The sequence below is a fragment of the Flammeovirga sp. EKP202 genome (assembly GCF_014534745.1).
GTDB lineage: Bacteria > Bacteroidota > Bacteroidia > Cytophagales > Flammeovirgaceae > Flammeovirga.
The window spans coordinates 1-20,001 of record NZ_JACVVP010000084.1 but is presented as its reverse complement, the minus strand read 5'-3'; the positions used below and the strand labels follow the sequence as shown (position 1 = coordinate 20,001).

Sequence of the window (20,001 nt, the reverse complement as noted above, 5' to 3'; positions counted from 1 at the left end):
CCCCGGGAGAGTAAGTCGGCGCCACATTCATTAAATACAGAAGGTTAGTTAACACAAGATGTTGACTAACCTTTTTTGTGTTTAATAATTTTTTAAATTAGAACCAACAAACTATTTTAAGCTCTAACTTGAATCTCTGGAGTTGAGCTATTCATAAAGACTAAATTAAAATCATGCTTAGTAAACTATTATATTATACTACTAAACTCTTTTGGGCAACGACTCTACTTTTAGGTATTATTTCTTGTTCAGAAGATGAGACTATTTTTAATCTCGATGATACTTATGAATCATCAAAAATCGAACACTCTGATATTAGATTATTCACAACTAGTGGAGAAGTTATTGAAAATTCAGTGAAATTGAGCTTCATTGAAAGGTATAAAGAGTATGTTGGTGGAACAGCTTTCTTAGAAGAAGATGTATTGGATGTAGAGGATACCCAATCTTCGAAAATTTCATTTCAAGATGATAAAATCAAAATGGAAACAGTGTTAACTTCTTCAAACTATACATATACAATGGAAGATGATCTCATAAGGGTTTCTACTGGCGATACACTGTCTTACATCAAAGAGAGAAATAATGAAGTTCAGACGAATATTGAATACTATAAACCATTTTATGAAGAGATGATCAGAGTACCAGGTAGTATGGGCTTCAATACTATGGTACGGTTTTCTGAAGAAAGGTACATCAATATTTATGGTGGAGTTTTAAAAGCTCCTTTATTGACTTATTTACTAGTACAGCAGTATGAAGGGTCTTTTAGTCGCAGTATATATAGAGTCACTAATCTGAATAATAAATTGAACGAGGGTATTTATGAACACTTAGGAGCTAAAGATACATTACTAGTACAGCAAAATTGGTTGGTTTATGATGTACTTTAAATAAGTTATGTCCTTTATCATCCTTTAAAAAGCAAAATGTGAATAACTTTTTGAATTCCACTCTATAGATTCAAAAAGTTATTCACATTTTATGTGTTTACACACACGGATTGTTTTTAAATGTTTACAAGCCTACGAAGCTATAATACATTAAGCAGATAGTTTCCAACGTTTGTGACTCCATAGCCATAAGTCCGGCTGTAGCTTGATATTCTGCTCCAATATTTTTGAATACTTTTCAACAACAGAAAACTTCTCAGAATTCTTAGGAGAAGAATCTAATAACACAAATTCTGTTTTATAAACACCCCTTTTAATTTTAGTACATTTTGGGTAAACCACTGCACAATCACTTTTCTTTGAAATGGCATCAGCACCAACAAGAAAAGCTGTTTTTTGATGTAAGAAGTCAGTCCAATACTTCGTAGAGTTCCAAGCAGGACATTGATCTCCAATCAAAAGGTTAAAGGTTAATTTCTTTTCTGCTTTTAGTTTCATAAGGGTTTTGTATCCTTGTTGAGAAGGAATACAAAGGACACCTAATCTTCCTCTGATAATTTGCATTAGTTCATCGAAATATTTATTCGATAAAGGCTGATAAAATGCTGTTACCTTGTGATCTGATAGGTATTGAGGAAAAAATGCTTGCCATTCCCAATTACCGAGATGAGCAGAATAAAGTAAGATACTTTTATCTTGCTGAAATAATTCTTTTATCAATTCAGGATTCTGTAATTGAAATCTCTTTTGAATACCTTTCTTATTCATGGTTAGTGTTTTTACACTTTCAAAAGCGAGATCACAGAAGTGATGATAGAATTTCTTCTCAATTTTCAGTAGTTCTGTTTTCGATTTCTCTGGAAATGCCTTTTGGAGGTTTTCCGATACTACATCTCTTCTATATTTTATGAACTTATATATAATTACATAAGTAATGTCGGATAGAATATACAATATTTGTATTGGTACGATGGACAGTAGATAAAATGGAAAAAATTTGATTTTCTTCATGACTAGATGTTAGATCGTAAAAAAGTTTGTACACATTTATTAAACTAAGAGACGTTTAATGACTGTCTCTAGAAGTGAGACACTTAAAACGCTATTTTTCCCTATCATTGTCCTTTAAAAAATTTAGAGTATTTGATTTAGGTTGAATTAAAATAGCGATAATAAATCAGTTACATGAGGATTGATGATTAGTTTATTTACGAAATGTAACTGCTATGATCAAAAAAATAGATCTATGATACTGATGGCAAATTTACTCAATGATCTATAATAAATTATTAAGATATGATGAATACTTTGAAATTAATTGGAATTATATTGTTAATAGACTAGGTAATACAGCTCAAATAATAAAATACCCTTGTCAATTTTTATTAATCTTTTTAGAATTGAGTGGATCTTTAGTTAGTTATTTCTTGAAATAGGTTCATAAAAATACCAGTTATCAGTAAAATGCTCTAATGTTTTAACTTTGTACTTGTTTCCAATAAGTATAAAGGTATCTTTATTAGTAATTACTTCTTTTTCAGGGATGTAAATAATATCACCTTTTCCATTTTCGATATTAAATATCATTTTAGCATAGAATCTTTCTTTTCCTTTTTCAAGCTTGATTTGTACAGTCTTTTGCTCTAAAGTTCTCATAAACTTTTCTAGAATTTTTTCTTCTTCTCTAGATAGGATCCCGTTTAAGTTTATTTCTTGAAACTCTGAACATGTTGTGGCAAATATTCCTTGCCCTGTAGTAGGTAATATCTTAATACAAGGGGTATCATTATTAGCATCAATTTTAGATAAGATGTTTCCCAAATGATTGAAGAGAGAAATATTATCATATAATGATTCTTTATATCTGTTTATCACATCATCTGTATCATAATTTTGGGGTATAGGTACATAATAATACCAGTTACCCATTAAATGCTGTAATTCTTTCACCTTATATCTATTACCAATAAGTATATGATTTTCCTTTGTAATTATCTCTTCTTCTTCATGAATATAGACGATATGCCCTTCTCCGTTTTCGAAATCAAATAACATTCTTACATAGAATTTCTTCACTCCTTTTTCAAGCTTGATATGTAAATATCTACGATCAGTAGTTCGCATAAACTTTTCTAGAAATTCTTTTTCATCTCTAGATATGATTTTATTTATGTTGATATCTTGAAAACCAGCACATGTTTTGATAGAGATGCCTTGTCTACTAGAGGGGTGTAGACTAATACATGAACTGCCATTTTTTGAATCAATTTTAGATAAAATATCTATAATATGGTTGTAGCTAGAAATATTCTCATGTAATGATTCTTTATAATTTTCTATTACATCATCTTTATCGTAGTAAAAACGTGATTTCCAAAGGTGAGAGATAAAGATTATCAATATAAAGTATAATATAAATTTGATTATTCTCATTTTTTGATGTTCCTCTTAGGTATACTCTTCGTATAGGTACTATTTTCTATCTTGTTGTGATATTATTATGTAATACTTAAAATATTTGGAGTTTTTACAGTAGTAATAACCATAGCATAAGCAAGATCTTTGATGATATGGAATATAGCTTTAGTTGCTTTTAAATATTTATAGGATCGAAATTTTACAAATAGTTTACTAAAAACATGAATTTATGTAAATAAAAAAGAGAATGCAGTTAAAGTACTACATTCCCTTTTTCTATATCTTATTTCAGAATGAGGATTAATTCTCATTCCACATGTCAAATGAATAGACTGTATCGTCTAATTTCAATGTTCCTTCGTTAAATTCAGTAACGAATTTTACGATTGCTTCCTCTGTTATTGAAGTCACATTTAAACATACATCTAAAGGAATACCGTCCTCGTCTGCATCTTCAGGTCTTTCTTCAATAAACTCAGCTACATCATACTCATCTGATTTTGCTAATTCAGCAGAAATCTCTTCTAATGCATCGATGTGTGGTCCATCCATAACATCAAAATCAGCACCTTTGAACTTAGGATTTTCGTCAATCACTAATTGAGTAGCCTCTTCATGTATTTTTGCAAAATACTCCATCTCAAGCGTGTATAAGAATGCGTCATACACTACTTCTTTTCCGTCTTTAGAACCTAAAAACTGGAACTGCACTTGACTTTCGTCGTTGTCTTCTGGAGCAGTAAAAACAAAAGGTTTACCCGTTTTCTGGATCTGACCTTTAACTTTTGAAATTAACTTTGTGTTCATCTATGAGAATCAATGTTTTATATGCTGCAAAGGTAAAAGAAAATCTCAACTAAAGGTAAGGTTGCATCGCATCTGTTGAAATTATTGACCATTGTTTAATTTTTTTCTTGAAGTCAAAGAAGCTTTGTGCCACTTTTTGAGCAAATTCATCATTTTGGATTAATTCTTCCATCGATTCGTCAGCATATTTTTTCAGTGACTTCATGACATCATCTGGGAAGGGGAGGATTTCATTTTTATTTTCTGCTTTAATCTTCTCTAAATATTCAGCATTGTATTTCTCAAACTCTGACATCATTATACCATTGTGTTTTAAAGAAACAGATCGAATTAAATCCTGTAAATCTTCCGGCAACTCATCATAAGCTTTCTTATTACAAACCAATTCTAAAGTAGCTGAAGGTTCGTGCCAACCTGGGTAATAGTAATACTTTGCGATTTTATGGAATCCCATCAAATAATCATGATAAGGGCCGATCCATTCAGTAGCGTCAATTACTCCTCTTTCTAGGTTGGTGTAAATTTCTCCTCCGGGAACAGTAACCGAAGTACCGCCCGCTTTAGTGAATACTTTTCCTCCCAGTCCTGGAATTCTCATTTTGATTCCTTCCAAATCTTCAGCGGTTTCTAATTTCTTATTAAACCAACCACCCATTTGTGTTCCTGTGTTGCCACAAGGAAAAGGTTCCAGGCCAATACTATTATAAAGTTCTTTCCAAAGTTCATTACCTCCACCATATAATAGCCAAGCATTATGTTCACGAGTACTCATCCCAAAAGGAATAGCAGTAAAGAAAACAGATGCAGGAATTTTACCAGCCCAATAATAGGCAGCACCGTGCATCATTTGAGCACCACCAAGTTGAACGGCATCAAACGATTCGAGGGCTGGAACTAACTCACCACCTCCATATACCTTTATATTAAGTCTACCATTGGAAAGGTCTCTTAGCTCATTGGCAAGATTTACTACTCCCTCACCAAGAATAGGGAAGTTGGGAGGCCATACGGTTACACATCTCCAATTATAGACCTTATCAGACTTTTTCTCCTTTATTTTTTTTTCTTTAGAAGAAGTCGCACAAGAGGAAACGAGAGAAGTAGAAAGTGCCGCTCCTCCAAGTGCGGTCATATTTTTAATGAAGTTTCGTCTGTTGTTGTTTTTTGCCATAGTAAATCGTCCAAAAAAGTATCAATTAAGCCTTAAAAAGGCAAAAATATACGGTAAGTTAATGCATCTGTTAATAAAAGCTTCCTATCTCTCTGTTTTTTAGCGATATATGAATAAAAATTTGTGTTGTTATAATTTCTTCTTACCTTTGCAAGCCGTTTGGAAGCTGTACTATATCGTAACAGCTCTAATTTGAGGCACTAAAAGAAGGACCAGACGGGGAGTTCAAGCAGTGTTTCAGGTTAAATGAGTTGGATGTTTACGAGCTGACAATCAGGTTATTTATTAATTTAATTAAGTAAAATACAATGCCAGGACTTATTGCAAAAAAAGTCGGTATGACTAGTATTTTTGATGAAAACGGCAAGAACATCGCTTGTACGTTGATTCAAACTGGTCCTAACGTTGTGACTCAGGTTAAGACGGTAGAAACTGATGGCTATACAGCTATTCAAGTAGGCTTCGACGAGAAAAAGGAGAAGCGCACGTCCGCTGCTATGAAAGGTCACTTCTCAAAAGCGAGTACATCGCCAAAACGTAAAGTGATTGAATTCCGTAACCCAGTTATGGAACGTCAATTAGGAGACGAGCTAAAAATGGATGAAATCTTCTCAGAAGGTGAATTCGTAGACGTAGTAGGAACTTCAAAAGGTAAAGGTTTCCAAGGTGTAGTTAAAAGACACAACTTCGGTGGTGTTGGACAAGCTACTCACGGTCAGCATAACCGTTTGAGAGCTCCAGGTGCTATTGGTGCTTGTGCCACTCCATCACGTGTATTCAAAGGTCTTCGTATGGCTGGACGTACTGGTGGTAAGCGCGTTAAAGTGATGAACTTACGTGTTATGAAAATGTACCCAGAAGATGGTTTAATCCTTCTTTCAGGTGCAATTCCAGGTGCTAAAAATTCTTACGTAATCCTTGAAAAGTAATCAGTAGATGGAAATCGCAGTATTGAACTCAAAAGGCGTTGAGACTGGTAAAGTAGCTTTACCAGAGGCAGTATTTGGTATCGAGCCAAATGATCATGCTATCTATCTTGACGTAAAAGCGTATTTGGCGGCACAACGTCAAGGTACGCATAAAGCAAAAGAGCGTGCGGAGATCGTAGGATCTACTCGTAAGCTTAAAAAACAAAAAGGTACTGGTACAGCTCGTTCGGGTTCTATCAAGTCACCTGTTTTCAGAGGTGGTGGACGTATCTTCGGACCACGCCCAAGAGACTACCGTCAATCACTTAACAAGAAAGTTAAGCAATTGGCACGTCGTTCAGCGTTATCTTACAAAGCTAAAGAAGCTAATGTAACTGTTTTAGAAGCATTATCATTTGATGCTCCTCAAACTAAAGCTTACAAAGAAGTTTTAGCTAACTTGAAATTCTCTGACGTAAAAACTCTTTACGTTGTAGCATCTCAAAACGATAACGTTTACAAGTCTTCAAGAAACTTGCCTAAAGCAAATGTTGTAGTTGTTGATTCATTAAACACTTACGATATCTTGCACGCAGACCAGTTAATTCTTGCTGACGACGCAGTTGAAAAATTATCAAACCTCTAAGCCCCTATTAAGATGCAAGTATTGGTAAAACCTATCTTGACAGAAAAGGCAGCTTTAGCTCATGAGAACGGTGTTTACACTTTCAAAGTAGCAAAAGGTGCTAATAAGGTTCAGATCAAACAAGCTGTTGAGGCGAAGTATGGTGTTAACGTAGAAGCAGTTCGTACTGCAATTCTACCAGGTAAATCTAAAACTCGTTACACAAAAGCAGCTGTAATTAGCGGTCATACTTCATCGTACAAAAAAGCGATGGTACAAGTAGCTGAGGGTGAGATTATCGACATCTACGAAGGTCTTTAAGATCTGAATAAAAAAATTAAAAATATTGTTCGGAGTCGTTTGACTCCGGATTTTTATTAAGTTTAACCAAATTTGTTGTCTATAGTATCTAGGAAAACCTATCTAGAGACTGTAAAAGCAAATTACGAAAGTTTGTAAAATGGCTGTTAAAAAGTTAAAGCCCATCACTCCGGGACAGCGATTCAGAGTCGCTCCTACTTTCGAGGAAATCACGAAAAGTACACCAGAAAAGTCACTGACAGTTGGTAAGCACCGTACAGGTGGTCGTAACAACTCAGGTAAAATGACTGTTCGTAACGTTGGTGGTGGTCACAAGCGTAGATTACGTTCGATCGACTTCAAACGTAACAAGCACGGTGTTCCAGGTATCGTGAAATCTATCGAGTACGATCCAAACCGTACTGCTCGTATTGCCTTAATCTACTATGTAGATGGTGCTAAAACGTATATCGTAGCTCCAGAAGGATTACAAGTTGGACAGACTATCTTGTCTGGTTCAGGTGTAGCTCCTGATTTAGGTAATGCACTTCCATTGTCTGAGATTCCTGTAGGTTCAATCATCCACAACGTGGAGTTGAAGCCAGGTAAAGGTGCTGCAATGGTACGTTCTGCTGGTGCTTACGCACAATTATTAGGACGTACTGGTAGATATGCTACACTTAAATTACCTTCAGGCGAGACTAGATTAGTACTTATTGAGTGCTATGCTACAATCGGAACTGTTTCTAACGGCGATCACATGAACGTTCGTTTAGGTAAAGCAGGTAGAAAGCGTTGGTTAGGTCGTAGACCACGTGTTAGAGGTGTTGCAATGAACCCAGTTGATCACCCTATGGGTGGTGGTGAAGGTAAATCTTCAGGAGGACACCCTCGCTCACGTACTGGTGTTTACGCTAAAGGTCAAAAGACACGTAACGCTAAGAAGTATTCTAGTAAGCTGATCGTTTCAAGAAGGAAAAAGTAATTTAAGTCATGGCAAGATCGCTAAAGAAAGGACCTTATATTGATTTTCGTTTAGTAAAGAAAATCGAGGCGACTAATGAGTCTGGTAAAAAAGCAGTAATCAAAACTTGGTCGCGTAGATCAATGATTTCTCCAGATTTCATCGGTCATACATTTGCTGTACACAATGGTAACAAATTCATCCCTGTTTATGTAACTGAAAACATGGTAGGTCATAAATTAGGTGAATTCGCTCCAACACGTACTTACAAGGGTCATATCAATAAAAAAGATAAAGGCAGAAAATAATGGAAGCAGTAGCAAAACTTAATAATTGCCCTATCGCTCCACGCAAGATGATGCTTGTAGCGGACGCAGTAAGAGGTGTGCAAGTTATTGATGCACTGAATACACTCCGTTATGCGCAAAAAGCTGGTGCTCCTCTAGTAGAAAAGTTAATTCTTTCTGCAGTGGCAAACTGGGAAAACAAAAACCCTGACGAGTCTGTTGAAGATGCAGATTTATATGTGAAATCAATCTTTGTAACTGGTGGACGCCAATTAAAGCGTTTCCGTCCAGCTCCACAAGGACGTGCTCACAGAATCCGCAAGCGTTCAAACCACGTAACAGTGGTAGTAGACGCTCGTAGCACAAGCCTTATCGACGTAGTCGCTGAGGATACAACAGAATCAAACGAGTCAGATAACTAAAATAAGTTTTTCCCATGGGACAAAAGATAAATCCAATTGGTCTTCGTTTAGGCTATATCAGAGGATGGGAATCTAGCTGGTATGGTGGAAAAGATTTCTCTGACAAATTAGTAGAGGATAACAAGATCAGAAAATATATCGCAGTTCGTTTACCGAACCCTCGTGCGGGTATCTCACGTGTAGTTATCGAGCGTACTATCAAGCGCGTTACGTTAACTATTCACACAGCTCGTCCAGGTGTAGTAATCGGTAAAGCAGGTGCTGAGGTAGACAAAATCAAAGAAGAGTTGAAGCGTTTAACTGGTAAAGATGTTCAAATCAACATCTCTGAAGTTAAGCGTCCTGAGACTGATGCAAAATTAATCGGTGAGTCAATCGCTCAACAATTGAAAAGCCGTGTATCTTACCGTCGTGCGATGAAGCAAGCAATTGCTAACGCTGTTCGTCACGGTGCGCAAGGTATCAAAGTAAAGCTTTCTGGTCGTTTGGGTGGTGCTGAAATGGCTCGTACTGAACTTTACAAAGAAGGTCGTATTCCATTGCATACATTGCGTGCGGACATCGACTATGCTTTATCTGAAGCTCTTACTGTATATGGTATCATTGGTATCAAAGTTTGGGTATTCAAAGGTGAAGTTTTAGGTAAGAGAGACCTTTCTCCTCAAGCTGAAACTGGACGTCGTGACAACCGTAGAGGTGGTAACGATAGAAAGCGTGGCGGAAACGATCGTCGTAGAGGCGGACGTGGTGGTAGAAAAGGTGGTGGAAACAAAGGTGGCGGAAACGCTCCAAAAGCATAACACCTAGATAACCTTATCTAAGCCGACAGGTGGACCCAAGTAATCTTCTTAGGATTGCTTGGGTCTTTATTTTTATACGGATTTTGCTATTCTGTAGAAGCGTAGCCTACTACGCTAAAAGTACTGTAAGTTGTCGTCACCTTTCAACCGACATTTCTACAAGCTTTTATGTTCTACTTTCAAACTTCCTTCTTCTTCATTTTTCCATTGATGAAAAACGAAGCAAAAAATCTAGGCTTCGAAGTCAAAAGCTAAATTCCATTCCTCTCGCCTAAATGATTTTAAACTCGCTAAAGCTCAAACAAGAAAATCATTTTAACGGCTCAATCCATGAAATTTTTAACGCTTTTCCCTTCAAGGCCGGGAGAGCACTACCCAACTCATTGAGTAGGCAGTCTACTTTCAGGCCTTTACGTAGCAGGGCTACATGGCTACAATAGAGCAATTGCTTTACCTCTTAATTCAGACATAATATTGATTTTTTCGTACTGTATTAAGGTAATTCAATCTGAAAATCATATCTTTCCGACTTCAATTAATACACTCTCAAACAATTATTACATCTTAAAGAATAGTATACTACTATCTGAAATTTAATTTTAAATAATAGCTTTTTTAAAAAATATTATTTCGACTTTTTTTAAATTAATTATTCATCATCAGATAAGTATTAAATAAATCCATATAAAAATGAATAATTAGGACATAACAATGTATCCTTGCAGGAAAGTTATAGACTAAACAATTTCATTGATTGATTTACACTATTCGTATTCTATTATTTAAACGATTATGGCTAATATCCAAGAAAGCAGTCGAGGAGGCTTTTCAAACAAACTAGGTTTCGTTTTAGCGGCAGCAGGTTCAGCAGTTGGGCTTGGAAATATATGGAAATTCCCTTTTGAAGTAAGTGATGGAGGTGGAGGTGCCTTTGTGGTGATGTACCTTGCATTTTGTTTTATGCTTTGCTTTCCAGTAATGATGGCAGAGATTGCATTGGGTCGTAAGACGAATAAAAACGCAGTAGGTGCATTTGCTGAAAACGGGCATAAGAAATGGGCTCCAATAGGAATCTTAGCCGTATTAAGTGGATCTTTGATTTTGTCTTTTTATAATGTTGTTGCTGGATGGGCATTGGGTTATGCTTGGGAAATGTTTTCAGGAAACTTTTCTGTAGGGCAACATTTTGGTGAATTTGTTGGAAATTGGCATATCAATATGGCTACCTCTACAGCCTTTATGTTTGTAACGATTTTTATTGTTGCTAAAGGTGTATCAGGTGGTATTGAAAAAGCATCAAAAATATTAATGCCTTCGTTATTGTTCTTAATCTTAGCTTTAATGACGTATTCATTGACGCAAGAAGGAGCGATGGAAGGAGTGAAGTTTTATCTGATTCCAGATTTTAGTGAAATCACTTTTGAAACAGCTTACGGAGCAATGGGACAAGCCTTTTTCTCATTGTCATTAGGTATGGGTGCCTTGATCACTTATGGTAGTTACGTTGGAAAAAAGGATAACATGGTATCGGCCACATCTATGATTTTATTAGCGGATGTAGGTATAGCATTTATTGCAGGTTTGATGATGTTCTCATTTATTTTCTCTCAAGGTCTTCAAGGACAAGGTGGAGGAGCCGGCTTGATCTTTACAGTATTGCCAGGTGCATTTGAGTCGATCGGGCCAGTATTGGGTAGAATTATTGGAGGTTTCTTCTTCGTATTATTATCATTTGCTGCTTTAACTTCTACGGTATCACTTTTAGAAGTTCCAGTATCTTATGTGGTGGATGAGTTTGAAGTAAGAAGAAATAGAGCGGTATGGATTGTAGGATTTGTGATTTTCTTATTTGGTGTTCCATCCATGCTAGGTAATGGAACGGTTGATTTCTTTACGAACTTTGTACACTATCATGGTGCAGAGAAAGCAGTAAACTTTATGGACTTTATTGAAGATTTAGCTTCAGACACGTTCTTGCCTTTAGGAGGTTTCTTAGTGGCAGTGTATACGGCTTATGTTTGGAGAGGAGATAAATTCAAAGAAGAAGTGGAGAAAGGAAATCCAGAGTTTGGAAACTCTCTAATGGGGAAATATACCATTTTCGCATTGAAGTTTTTAGCACCATTAATTTTAGGTTCAATTACGATTGTAACCATTTTATCGAAGTTTTTTGGAATACACCTTATTGGGTAATTCTATTCATATATAGTTTAGAAAGGAGGAATAGGTCAGAGCGATGTATTCCTCTTTTTTTATTCAGTTAAGAAGATTATTTCGTGAAAATACGGTGTTACAAACTTTTAAGGATATTCAACATAACAGATGATAATATTTTAATTGTGATACACTAAATTATTGTGCCATAAGCCTATAAGTGCATATATTGCAACTTGATTTACTACATCTTCAACACTATTGTACGAGGATACTACAATGAACTCATTGTAAACTAAAATTATCAGACTCAACTTTTAAAATTATATGGCGGGGATACAAGATAGCAGCCGAGGAGGATTTTCTAATAAGATTGGATTTGTACTAGCCGCAGCAGGCTCAGCTGTAGGACTAGGTAATATATGGAAATTTCCATTTGAAGTAAGCGATGGAGGCGGAGGAGCTTTCGTTGTGATGTATTTAGCGTTTTGTTTTATGCTTTGCTTTCCAGTAATGATGGCAGAGGTGGCAATCGGACGAAAAACCAATAAAAATGCAGTAGGTGCCTTTACTGAGAATGGTCATAGAGCATGGTCAGCATTGGGAAAATTAGGTGTACTTACAGGGATCTTAATCCTTTCTTTTTATAACGTAGTAGCCGGTTGGGCATTAGGTTTTGCGATCGAGATGTTTGCAGGAAACTTTGAGTTAGGACAGAACTTTGGAGCCTTTATCGGAAACTGGCAATTGAACTTAGTGTTCTCTTCTATTTTCATGGTGGTAACAATTTATATCGTAGCCAAAGGAGTATCAGGTGGTATTGAAAAAGCATCAAAGATATTAATGCCTTCACTTTTGATTCTAATATTATCATTGATGGCGTATTCATTGACACAAGATGGAGCAATTGATGGTGTGGTGTATTATCTAGTACCTGATTTTAGTGCCATTACTTTCGAAACAGCTTATGGTGCAATGGGGCAAGCCTTTTTCTCATTATCATTGGGTATGGGCGCCTTGATTACTTACGGTAGTTATGTTGGTAAGAAGGACAATATTGTAACTTCTACTACTATGATCTTATTGACAGACGTAGGTATAGCTTTTATTGCTGGTTTGATGATGTTTGCTTTTGTATTCTCTCAAGGGTTGCAAGGACAAGGTGGAGGAGCCGGTCTAATCTTTACGGTATTGCCAGGTGCGTTTGAATCTATTGGTCCAGTATTGGGTAGAGTGATTGGAGGTTTCTTCTTTGTATTATTATCATTTGCGGCATTAACTTCAACAGTTTCTTTATTAGAGGTGCCAGTTGCTTATGTAGTGGATGAATATGAAGTAAGAAGAGAAAGAACAGTTTGGATTGTGGGTGCAGGTATTTTCCTTCTAGGCATTCCATCGATGTTAGGAAACGGTACGGTACCTTTCTTTACAGAGTTTGTGCAGTATTCAAGTTCTGAAAACCCAGTGTCTTTTATGGACTTTATTGAAGATATGGCATCAGATACATTCCTTCCTTTAGGTGGATTTTTGATTTCTGTTTATACTGCTTGGGTATGGAGAGGAGATAACTTCAAGAAAGAGGTAGAGATTGGTAACCCAGGATTTGGTGATTCATTAATTGGAAAGTATACCATTTTCGCATTAAAATATTTAGCACCATTTATTTTAGGTTCTATTACAGTAATTACGATTTTATCTAAATTCTTTGGAATCCATATTTTGGGTGCGTAAGTACTTAAGTCAAAATAATTGATTTAAAAACTTTGAAGTGATCTTATCATGGTCATTTCAAAGTTTTTCTTTTTTAGGGATATTATAAAATCTCCTTCTTCTATTTGAGTACAGTTTTCACTTCAATTAATCTTAATAAAAAGTGCAATTTTACTCTTTAAAGAATAAATTGCAGTTCTACTTTATACAGTGTGAATACGAACTATACTAAGTTGATCTATAGTTCTCTAAACAGCAAATGAAATGATATCCTTCCTACTAAGTATTATTACCTTAATCGTAGCTTATTTTGTTTACGGAAAATATGTCGAAAAACAATTTGGAGCTGACCCTTCATTAGAAACACCCGCTATTACAAAACAAGACGGAGTGGACTATGTGCCCATGAAGTTGGGTAAGATCTTCTTGATTCAGTTCTTGAATATTGCGGGTTTGGGGCCAATTTTTGGAGCAATCGCAGGAGCACTTTGGGGGCCCGTAGTCTTTTTGTGGATTGTCTTCGGGTGTATTTTTGCCGGAGCGGTGCACGATTATTTTTCAGGAATGTTGGCAATCCGTCATGGTGGAGCGAGTATTCCGGAAATTGTGGGAAAATACTTAGGCAATGGAGTGAAGCAGTTTATGAGAGTTTTCTCCGTGATTTTATTACTTTTAGTAGGAGTCGTTTTTGTGAAAGGACCAGCTACTATTTTAAATGGGCTGACGGGAGTTGATGTGACTATTTTGATTACAGTAATCTTCTTATACTATTTGTTGGCAACGATGATTCCTATTGATAAATTGATTGGTAAGATCTATCCATTATTTGGACTGTCACTTTTAGTGATGGCAGTAGGATTGTTTGGAGCATTAATGATTGAAGATTATACAATTCCAGAATTGTCAGTGGCCAACTTACAAAATATGCAGGCTGATCCTGATAAGTACCCCATCTTTCCATTATTATTTATCACAATTGCCTGCGGAGCAATTTCAGGCTTTCATTCCACTCAGTCACCATTGATGGCCCGTTGTATTTCTAATGAAAAGGATGGTAAAGTAATCTTTTTCGGGACAATGATAACAGAAGGAATTGTGGCATTGATTTGGGCAGCTGTAGCCATGGCATTTTTTGGAGGAGTAAGAGAATTGGGTGATACAATGGCAATAGAAGGACATAATGCGGCTTGGGTGGTGAATACAATTTCCTCTACAATGTTAGGAAAGATTGGAGGTTTTATGGCGGTGTTGGGTGTAGTAGCTGCACCGATTACTTCTGGTGATACGGCTTTCCGAAGCGTTCGTTTAACGATTGCAGATTCATTTAAATTCAATCAAGATAAATTAGTAAAACGATTGATGGTCACTATCCCAATTTTTATTGCTGGGGTAGCATTGACACAGGTCAATTTTGGTGTGATTTGGAGATATTTCGGATGGTCTAATCAAGTGTTGGCTACGATTGTTTTATGGACAATTGTAAAGTATTTGATGGATCAAAAGAAGATCTATTGGTACGTAATCGCACCTGCATTCTTTATGACATCAGTGGTAGTCACTTATATATTGGTAGCCCCTGAAGGTTTTAGTTTGGATTATACTTTTTCTGTGACGATTGGAGTAATTACAGGGTTGCTGGTAACAGCTGGTTTCGTTTATTTCGATTATCAGAATAAGAAGAAAAATAAAGAGCAAAAAGTCAGTATAATGGCCTAGTTGTGAATGACATTTAATGCTTGAGAAAGCATATAGAGAAAGAGTTTGATCTTTTATTTGTTCACGAACAATAGATTCAAACTCTTTTTTTGTGGATTTCAGAAAAATTAGGAGGATATATTGAATAATGAATGGTTTAATGCTTCTGATTTGCTAATTTTGGGGCTGAATTTTTGAACAGATCATTGAAAATGGCAAAGCAAGACAAAGAAAATATGTTCCAAAAAGTTGTCTCTCACGCAAAAGAGTACGGCTTTGTATTTCCTTCATCGGAAATTTATGGTGGACTTCAAGCAGTATATGATTACGGATCGAATGGTGTTGAGTTAAGAAACAACATTAAGAAGTATTGGTGGGCATCTATGGTACAAATGCACGAGAACATCGTGGGTATTGATGCTTCTATTTTCATGGACCCTAAAGTCTGGAAAGCTTCTGGCCACGTTGATGCGTTCAATGATCCATTGGTTGATAACAAAGACTCTAAAAAGAGATATAGAGCTGACGTTCTTATTGAAGATTTAATGGCCAAGTATGGTGCTAAAATCGAAAAAGAAGTAACAAAAGCTCAAAAGAAATTTGGTGACGCGTTTGACAAGGAGCAATTCTTGGCAACAAATCCAAACGTTCTTAGAAACCAGAAGAAAATCGACGAAATCGAAGCGAAGTTTAAAACTGCTTTAGAGGACGAAGATATGGAAGGATTAAAAGCGATTATTGAAGAAAACAATATCGTTTGTCCTATTTCTGGTACTTGTAACTGGACAGATGTTCGTCAGTTTAACCTTATGTTCTCTACTGAACTAGGTGCGGTAGCTGGTGACTCTAACAAAATCTACCTTCGTCCTGAAACAGCACAAGGTATTTTTGTGAACTTCTTGAACGTAATGAACACTTCAAGACAACGTCCTCCATTCGGTATTGCTCAAATCGGTAAAGCATTCCGTAACGAGATCGTTGCACGTCAGTTTATCTTCAGAATGCGTGAATTCGAGCAAATGGAGATGCAATTCTTTATTCAGCCAGGTACAGAAATGAAATGGTATGAATACTGGAAAGAGCAACGTATGAAATTCCATACTATAGTTGGTAATGCTGACGACTATGTATTCCATGATCACTTAAAAACTGCTCACTACGCAAACGCAGCAGTGGATATTGAATTCAAATTCCCATTCGGTCAAAAAGAATTGGAAGGAATTCACTCACGTACTGACTTTGATTTGAGTGCTCACCAAGAGTTGTCAAGCAAAAAATTACAGTACTTCGATCATGAATTAGGCAAAAACGTTGTTCCTTACGTATTAGAAACTTCAGTTGGTTTAGATCGTATGTTCTTGTCTATCTTGACAGGTGCTTATACGGAAGAAGAAGTAGATGGTAAGACAAGAAATTACTTGAAATTCCACCCTGCTTTAGCACCAATCAAAGCTGCAGTATTCCCATTGACGAAGAAAGATGGTTTACCAGAAAAAGCGAGAGAGGTAATGAACGAGATCAAGTTTGATCACAACGTATCTTACGAAGAGAAAGATGCGATTGGTAAGCGTTACACTCGTCAAGATTTGATCGGTACTCCTTACTGTATCACTGTTGATCACCAAACTTTGGAGGACAATACAGTAACAGTTCGTGAAAGAGATACAACAGAGCAATTCCGTTTGCCAATTGCTGAATTAAAGCAATTCTTAGATGGTAAGTGTTCGTTAACTAGTTTATTGAAGCAATTGCTTTAATAGATAAATATTAATACATTGAAGCTCAAGTTTAATTTTAGACTTGAGCTTTTTTTTATTTTATTTTTTGAATGAGAACATCTAAATTTTTTATCCCAGCTTGTGCCGCTGTTTTCTTATTTTTTACGTCATGTGCAAGTTTGAGTCAATACACCTACTCCAATAGAGTAGAAAAGAGAAATAAAAAGCTTTTAGCAGAGAACGGAGGTAATGCGAATAATAATTACGTTCCTGATACTAAAAATGAAACGGCAAAAGCTAAGAAAGGAGTAGAGGACAAAATTCCTCCTGGTAAGAAGCTAACGGTACAGGAATATATTGATATGTATAGCCCTTACGCTATAGAGTCTATGCATAAGAAAAAAGTACCAGCGAGTATTACTTTGTCTCAAGGGTTATTGGAGTCCGGAGTTGGAAATAGTAAACTCTCAAGAGCTACGAATAATCACTTTGGAATTAAGTGTGGCGGTAATTGGAATGGAGATTCTTACCGCTATGATGATGACAGACCTAATGAGTGTTTCAGAGTATACAATTCTGTATTGGATTCTTATGAAGATCATGGTGATTTCTTAAGAACAAGATCTTGGTATGCTCCATTATTCAATTTAAAGATAACAGATTATAAAGGTTGGGCTAGAGGATTAAAAAAGGCAGGGTATGCAACAGATCCAAAATACCCATCTAAATTAATAGATATTATTGAAAAGTATCGATTATACGAGTACGATATCAAGTAATAGAACAGGCATGTCTGAATATTTAAGTTCAGGCATGCTTCCATGCTTAATGATTCATCAATAACTAACTATCCAGCATGAAAAGTCAATGGTTGAAAGACCTCTCTCATAAGTTTTCTTCAAATAGAAGAGAAATTGCTAGTCTTCTTATTCTCATTCCATTTGTTTTTACAGTTCTCTATTCTCATCAGATTTATTCTTATTTATTTCCAAGTGACGTTGAATTAGCTTCTCATAAAATTGAAGTTCATTTCTTAGATAAAGAACATGAAAAAAATGAGCTTTCATCATTAGGGCAAGTGAACCCCAATCATCTTAAAGTAAAAGATTGGATGAAGCTTCATTTCTCAGAAGAAATAGCCAATCGAATTGTTAATTATAGATTAAAGGGAGGGCACTTTTATTCCAAATATGATCTTTATGCGATTTATAACATTGATAAAAGTAAAGTGGATGAACTTCTTCCGTATCTAATTTTCCCCAAAAAGAAGGTTTATGAGAAGAAATTTTCAAATGTCTCTTCCTCAGCTTCTTTCGCAACAATGAGAAAGAAAAAAAGTAAAGCATTAGCATTACAAAAGTTTGACCCTAACACTGTTGAAGAGCATTCTTTAATTGCAATGAATCTTTCTCCTTACTTTATCAAAAGCTTGATTAATTATAGAGCGAAGGGTGGTAAGTTTTATAAAGCAGAGGATGTATCAAAACTTTACGGTGTTGATTCGTCATTATATTATGTCATCAAAGACTACATCTCTATTATAGAAAACATAGAACAGAAAGCTGTTGTTGTTGAAAAACTACTAAGGATAAACCTGAATACTGCTAACCTAGATCAATTGAAACAACTAAAGGGGATTGGTAATGTGAAAGCTCAAAAAATTCTGGAGCATAAGAAAAGGTTAGGAGGAAGTTTTTATCAAAAAGAACAGTTGAAAGAAGTGTATGGTATTGATTCTTTATTGTTTGATTCAGTATCCTCTCAGGTGTTTGTTACTCCAGAAGATGTAAAGAAAATTCCTATTAATACTGCTACTTATGAGCAACTCGCTACACATCCTTATTTGAGTTATAAACAAGCAAGATGGATTATAAAATACCGAGAACAGCATGGAAAATATGAAGATATTGAGGATTTATTGAAAATAAAGATGATTAAATTAAAAGATATAGAAAATATTCTTCCATATTTATCCTTCCGATAAATGATTTTTTATGTCCGCTTTTAGAGTATTTCTATCTTTAACCATATTTTCAATCACTTCGATTTGCTTTGCGCAAGAATCAAGAATTAATCCAGTCTCTTTATTAACAACTACCAGAGTTTTGTCATCTGATGCTTTCGAAGGTAGGAAAACGGATACTAAAGGAGGACGAATGGCTCGTGATTTTATTGTAGAAAAGTTTAAAGAAATAGGTTTAAAACCTTTAGACTCTTCGTATGTTCAGACTTTTCAGTTTTATTATAGACTGTATAATGTCAAACCTACAGGGCACAATATCATAGGTTATTTAGAAGGTACAGAAATTAAAGATCCTCATCAGGGGTGTATTGTAGTTGGTGCACATTATGATCATTTAGGAGTTTACGCAGGAGATATTTACAATGGGGCAGATGATAACGCATCAGGCGTAGCAGCTTTATTGGAAATAGCGATAGAACTAAAACTTAATCCTGCTTCACTTCCTATTGTATTTATATCATTTGATGCTGAAGAAATGCGATGTGCTGGATCCAATTATTTTGTCAATAGTGATTTGCTTCCTAAAGAATCAATACATCTTTTTATTAATATGGATATGATTTCTAAAAGCGATGAGGAGAAGCTATTTGTTACAGGAACTAACTTTTACCCAGAATATAAAAAATACATTAATGCTACTTTAGAATATTGCGATCTTTCTATCAAATATGGGCATGATCGAAAAAAGGATGATGGATTGAATAATTGGGTGTTTCTTTCAGACCATGGGGAGTTTCATAAGAAGGGGATACCTTTTATTTATTTCGGAGTTGAAGAGCATGAACATTATCACCGACCTACTGATACTTTCGATAATATCAATATTGGCTTTTTTGTAGAAGCAAGCAATGTCGTATTGTCTTTCGTGCAAAATGTTGCAAATAAAAAAAGCCTCCTAAAAGAATCTAGGAAGCTTAAATTAAAGCTGTAAGGGAAGGATTCGAACCTTCACGGAGCACTTAGCCTCTTGACAAATCGTGTGTGCATCGCACGTGTAGTGGTCAACCCATTACCAAGTGTTTATCGTAAACTCTCCACCCCCGAGACAGGAGGGCATGTCTGCCAGTTTCATCACCTTACAGTGTATTTCAAAAGTTATTCTTAAT

General features: G+C 35.7%; 19 protein-coding genes. 15 read left to right on the top strand and 4 right to left on the bottom strand.

The window, feature by feature from the left end; genetic code table 11:
• Positions 1-173 precede the first annotated feature (173 nt).
• Positions 174-893: a hypothetical protein gene (locus IC221_RS28015; RefSeq protein WP_188172106.1), complete on the top strand. Its 720-nt coding sequence runs from the start codon at positions 174-176 to the stop codon at positions 891-893.
• 150 nt (positions 894-1,043) lie between these two features.
• Here the strand turns inward: IC221_RS28015 and IC221_RS28010 are convergent, their stop codons facing one another.
• From IC221_RS28010 to IC221_RS27995, 4 genes are all read right to left on the bottom strand, one after another.
• Complete coding sequence (locus IC221_RS28010; RefSeq protein WP_188172105.1) at positions 1,044-1,904, bottom strand: lysophospholipid acyltransferase family protein; 861 nt, start codon at positions 1,902-1,904, stop codon at positions 1,044-1,046.
• A 405-nt stretch (positions 1,905-2,309) separates the two neighbouring features.
• Positions 2,310-3,326, bottom strand: a complete 1,017-nt coding sequence (locus tag IC221_RS28005; RefSeq protein ID WP_188172104.1) for a hypothetical protein — start codon at positions 3,324-3,326, stop codon at positions 2,310-2,312.
• Positions 3,327-3,611: 285 nt separating this feature from the next.
• Complete coding sequence (locus tag IC221_RS28000) at positions 3,612-4,118, bottom strand: hypothetical protein (RefSeq protein ID WP_188172103.1); 507 nt, start codon at positions 4,116-4,118, stop codon at positions 3,612-3,614.
• A 49-nt stretch (positions 4,119-4,167) separates the two neighbouring features.
• Positions 4,168-5,289, bottom strand: a complete 1,122-nt coding sequence (locus IC221_RS27995; protein WP_188172102.1) for a TRAP transporter substrate-binding protein — start codon at positions 5,287-5,289, stop codon at positions 4,168-4,170.
• Positions 5,290-5,597: 308 nt separating this feature from the next.
• Here IC221_RS27995 and rplC point away from each other — a divergent pair, with 308 nt between their 5' ends.
• The 14 genes from rplC (at position 5,598) to IC221_RS27925 (ending at position 19,826) form a co-directional block, all read left to right on the top strand.
• A complete protein-coding gene (gene rplC, locus IC221_RS27990) occupies positions 5,598-6,218 on the top strand; it encodes a 50S ribosomal protein L3 (RefSeq protein ID WP_169657978.1) in 621 nt (206 codons plus the stop codon).
• Positions 6,219-6,225: 7 nt separating this feature from the next.
• Positions 6,226-6,843 carry a 50S ribosomal protein L4 gene (gene rplD, locus IC221_RS27985; RefSeq protein WP_188172101.1) on the top strand — a complete coding sequence of 206 codons (618 nt, stop codon included), beginning with the start codon at positions 6,226-6,228 and terminating at the stop codon, positions 6,841-6,843.
• A 12-nt stretch (positions 6,844-6,855) separates the two neighbouring features.
• Positions 6,856-7,143 (top strand): 50S ribosomal protein L23, encoded by a 288-nt coding sequence (gene rplW / locus IC221_RS27980; RefSeq protein ID WP_044209122.1) that lies wholly within the window; start codon positions 6,856-6,858, stop codon positions 7,141-7,143.
• A 139-nt stretch (positions 7,144-7,282) separates the two neighbouring features.
• Positions 7,283-8,107: a 50S ribosomal protein L2 gene (rplB, locus tag IC221_RS27975; RefSeq protein WP_062614580.1), complete on the top strand. Its 825-nt coding sequence runs from the start codon at positions 7,283-7,285 to the stop codon at positions 8,105-8,107.
• Between the two features lie 8 nt (positions 8,108-8,115).
• Positions 8,116-8,394, top strand: a complete 279-nt coding sequence (gene rpsS / locus IC221_RS27970; RefSeq protein ID WP_044209118.1) for a 30S ribosomal protein S19 — start codon at positions 8,116-8,118, stop codon at positions 8,392-8,394.
• On the top strand, positions 8,394-8,795 hold the full coding sequence (rplV, locus tag IC221_RS27965; protein WP_044209116.1) for a 50S ribosomal protein L22: 402 nt from the start codon (positions 8,394-8,396) through the stop codon (positions 8,793-8,795). Before rpsS ends, rplV begins: the two co-directional genes overlap by 1 nt.
• A 14-nt stretch (positions 8,796-8,809) precedes the next feature.
• Entirely contained in the window at positions 8,810-9,595 is a 786-nt protein-coding gene (gene rpsC, locus IC221_RS27960) for a 30S ribosomal protein S3 (protein WP_044209114.1), read from the top strand.
• A 792-nt stretch (positions 9,596-10,387) separates the two neighbouring features.
• Positions 10,388-11,788 carry a sodium-dependent transporter gene (locus tag IC221_RS27955; RefSeq protein WP_188172100.1) on the top strand — a complete coding sequence of 467 codons (1,401 nt, stop codon included), beginning with the start codon at positions 10,388-10,390 and terminating at the stop codon, positions 11,786-11,788.
• Positions 11,789-12,076: 288 nt separating this feature from the next.
• A complete protein-coding gene (locus IC221_RS27950) occupies positions 12,077-13,480 on the top strand; it encodes a sodium-dependent transporter (protein WP_188172099.1) in 1,404 nt (467 codons plus the stop codon).
• Positions 13,481-13,723: 243 nt separating this feature from the next.
• Entirely contained in the window at positions 13,724-15,175 is a 1,452-nt protein-coding gene (locus IC221_RS27945) for a carbon starvation protein A (protein ID WP_188172098.1), read from the top strand.
• Between the two features lie 191 nt (positions 15,176-15,366).
• Entirely contained in the window at positions 15,367-16,911 is a 1,545-nt protein-coding gene (locus IC221_RS27940) for a glycine--tRNA ligase (RefSeq protein WP_188172097.1), read from the top strand.
• Between the two features lie 71 nt (positions 16,912-16,982).
• Positions 16,983-17,651 carry a glycoside hydrolase family 73 protein gene (locus tag IC221_RS29690; RefSeq protein WP_052444566.1) on the top strand — a complete coding sequence of 223 codons (669 nt, stop codon included), beginning with the start codon at positions 16,983-16,985 and terminating at the stop codon, positions 17,649-17,651.
• Positions 17,652-17,728: 77 nt separating this feature from the next.
• Positions 17,729-18,856 carry a ComEA family DNA-binding protein gene (locus IC221_RS27930; protein ID WP_188172096.1) on the top strand — a complete coding sequence of 376 codons (1,128 nt, stop codon included), beginning with the start codon at positions 17,729-17,731 and terminating at the stop codon, positions 18,854-18,856.
• Positions 18,857-18,866: 10 nt separating this feature from the next.
• Entirely contained in the window at positions 18,867-19,826 is a 960-nt protein-coding gene (locus IC221_RS27925) for a M28 family peptidase (protein WP_223241527.1), read from the top strand.
• Positions 19,827-20,001: the final 175 nt, after the last annotated feature.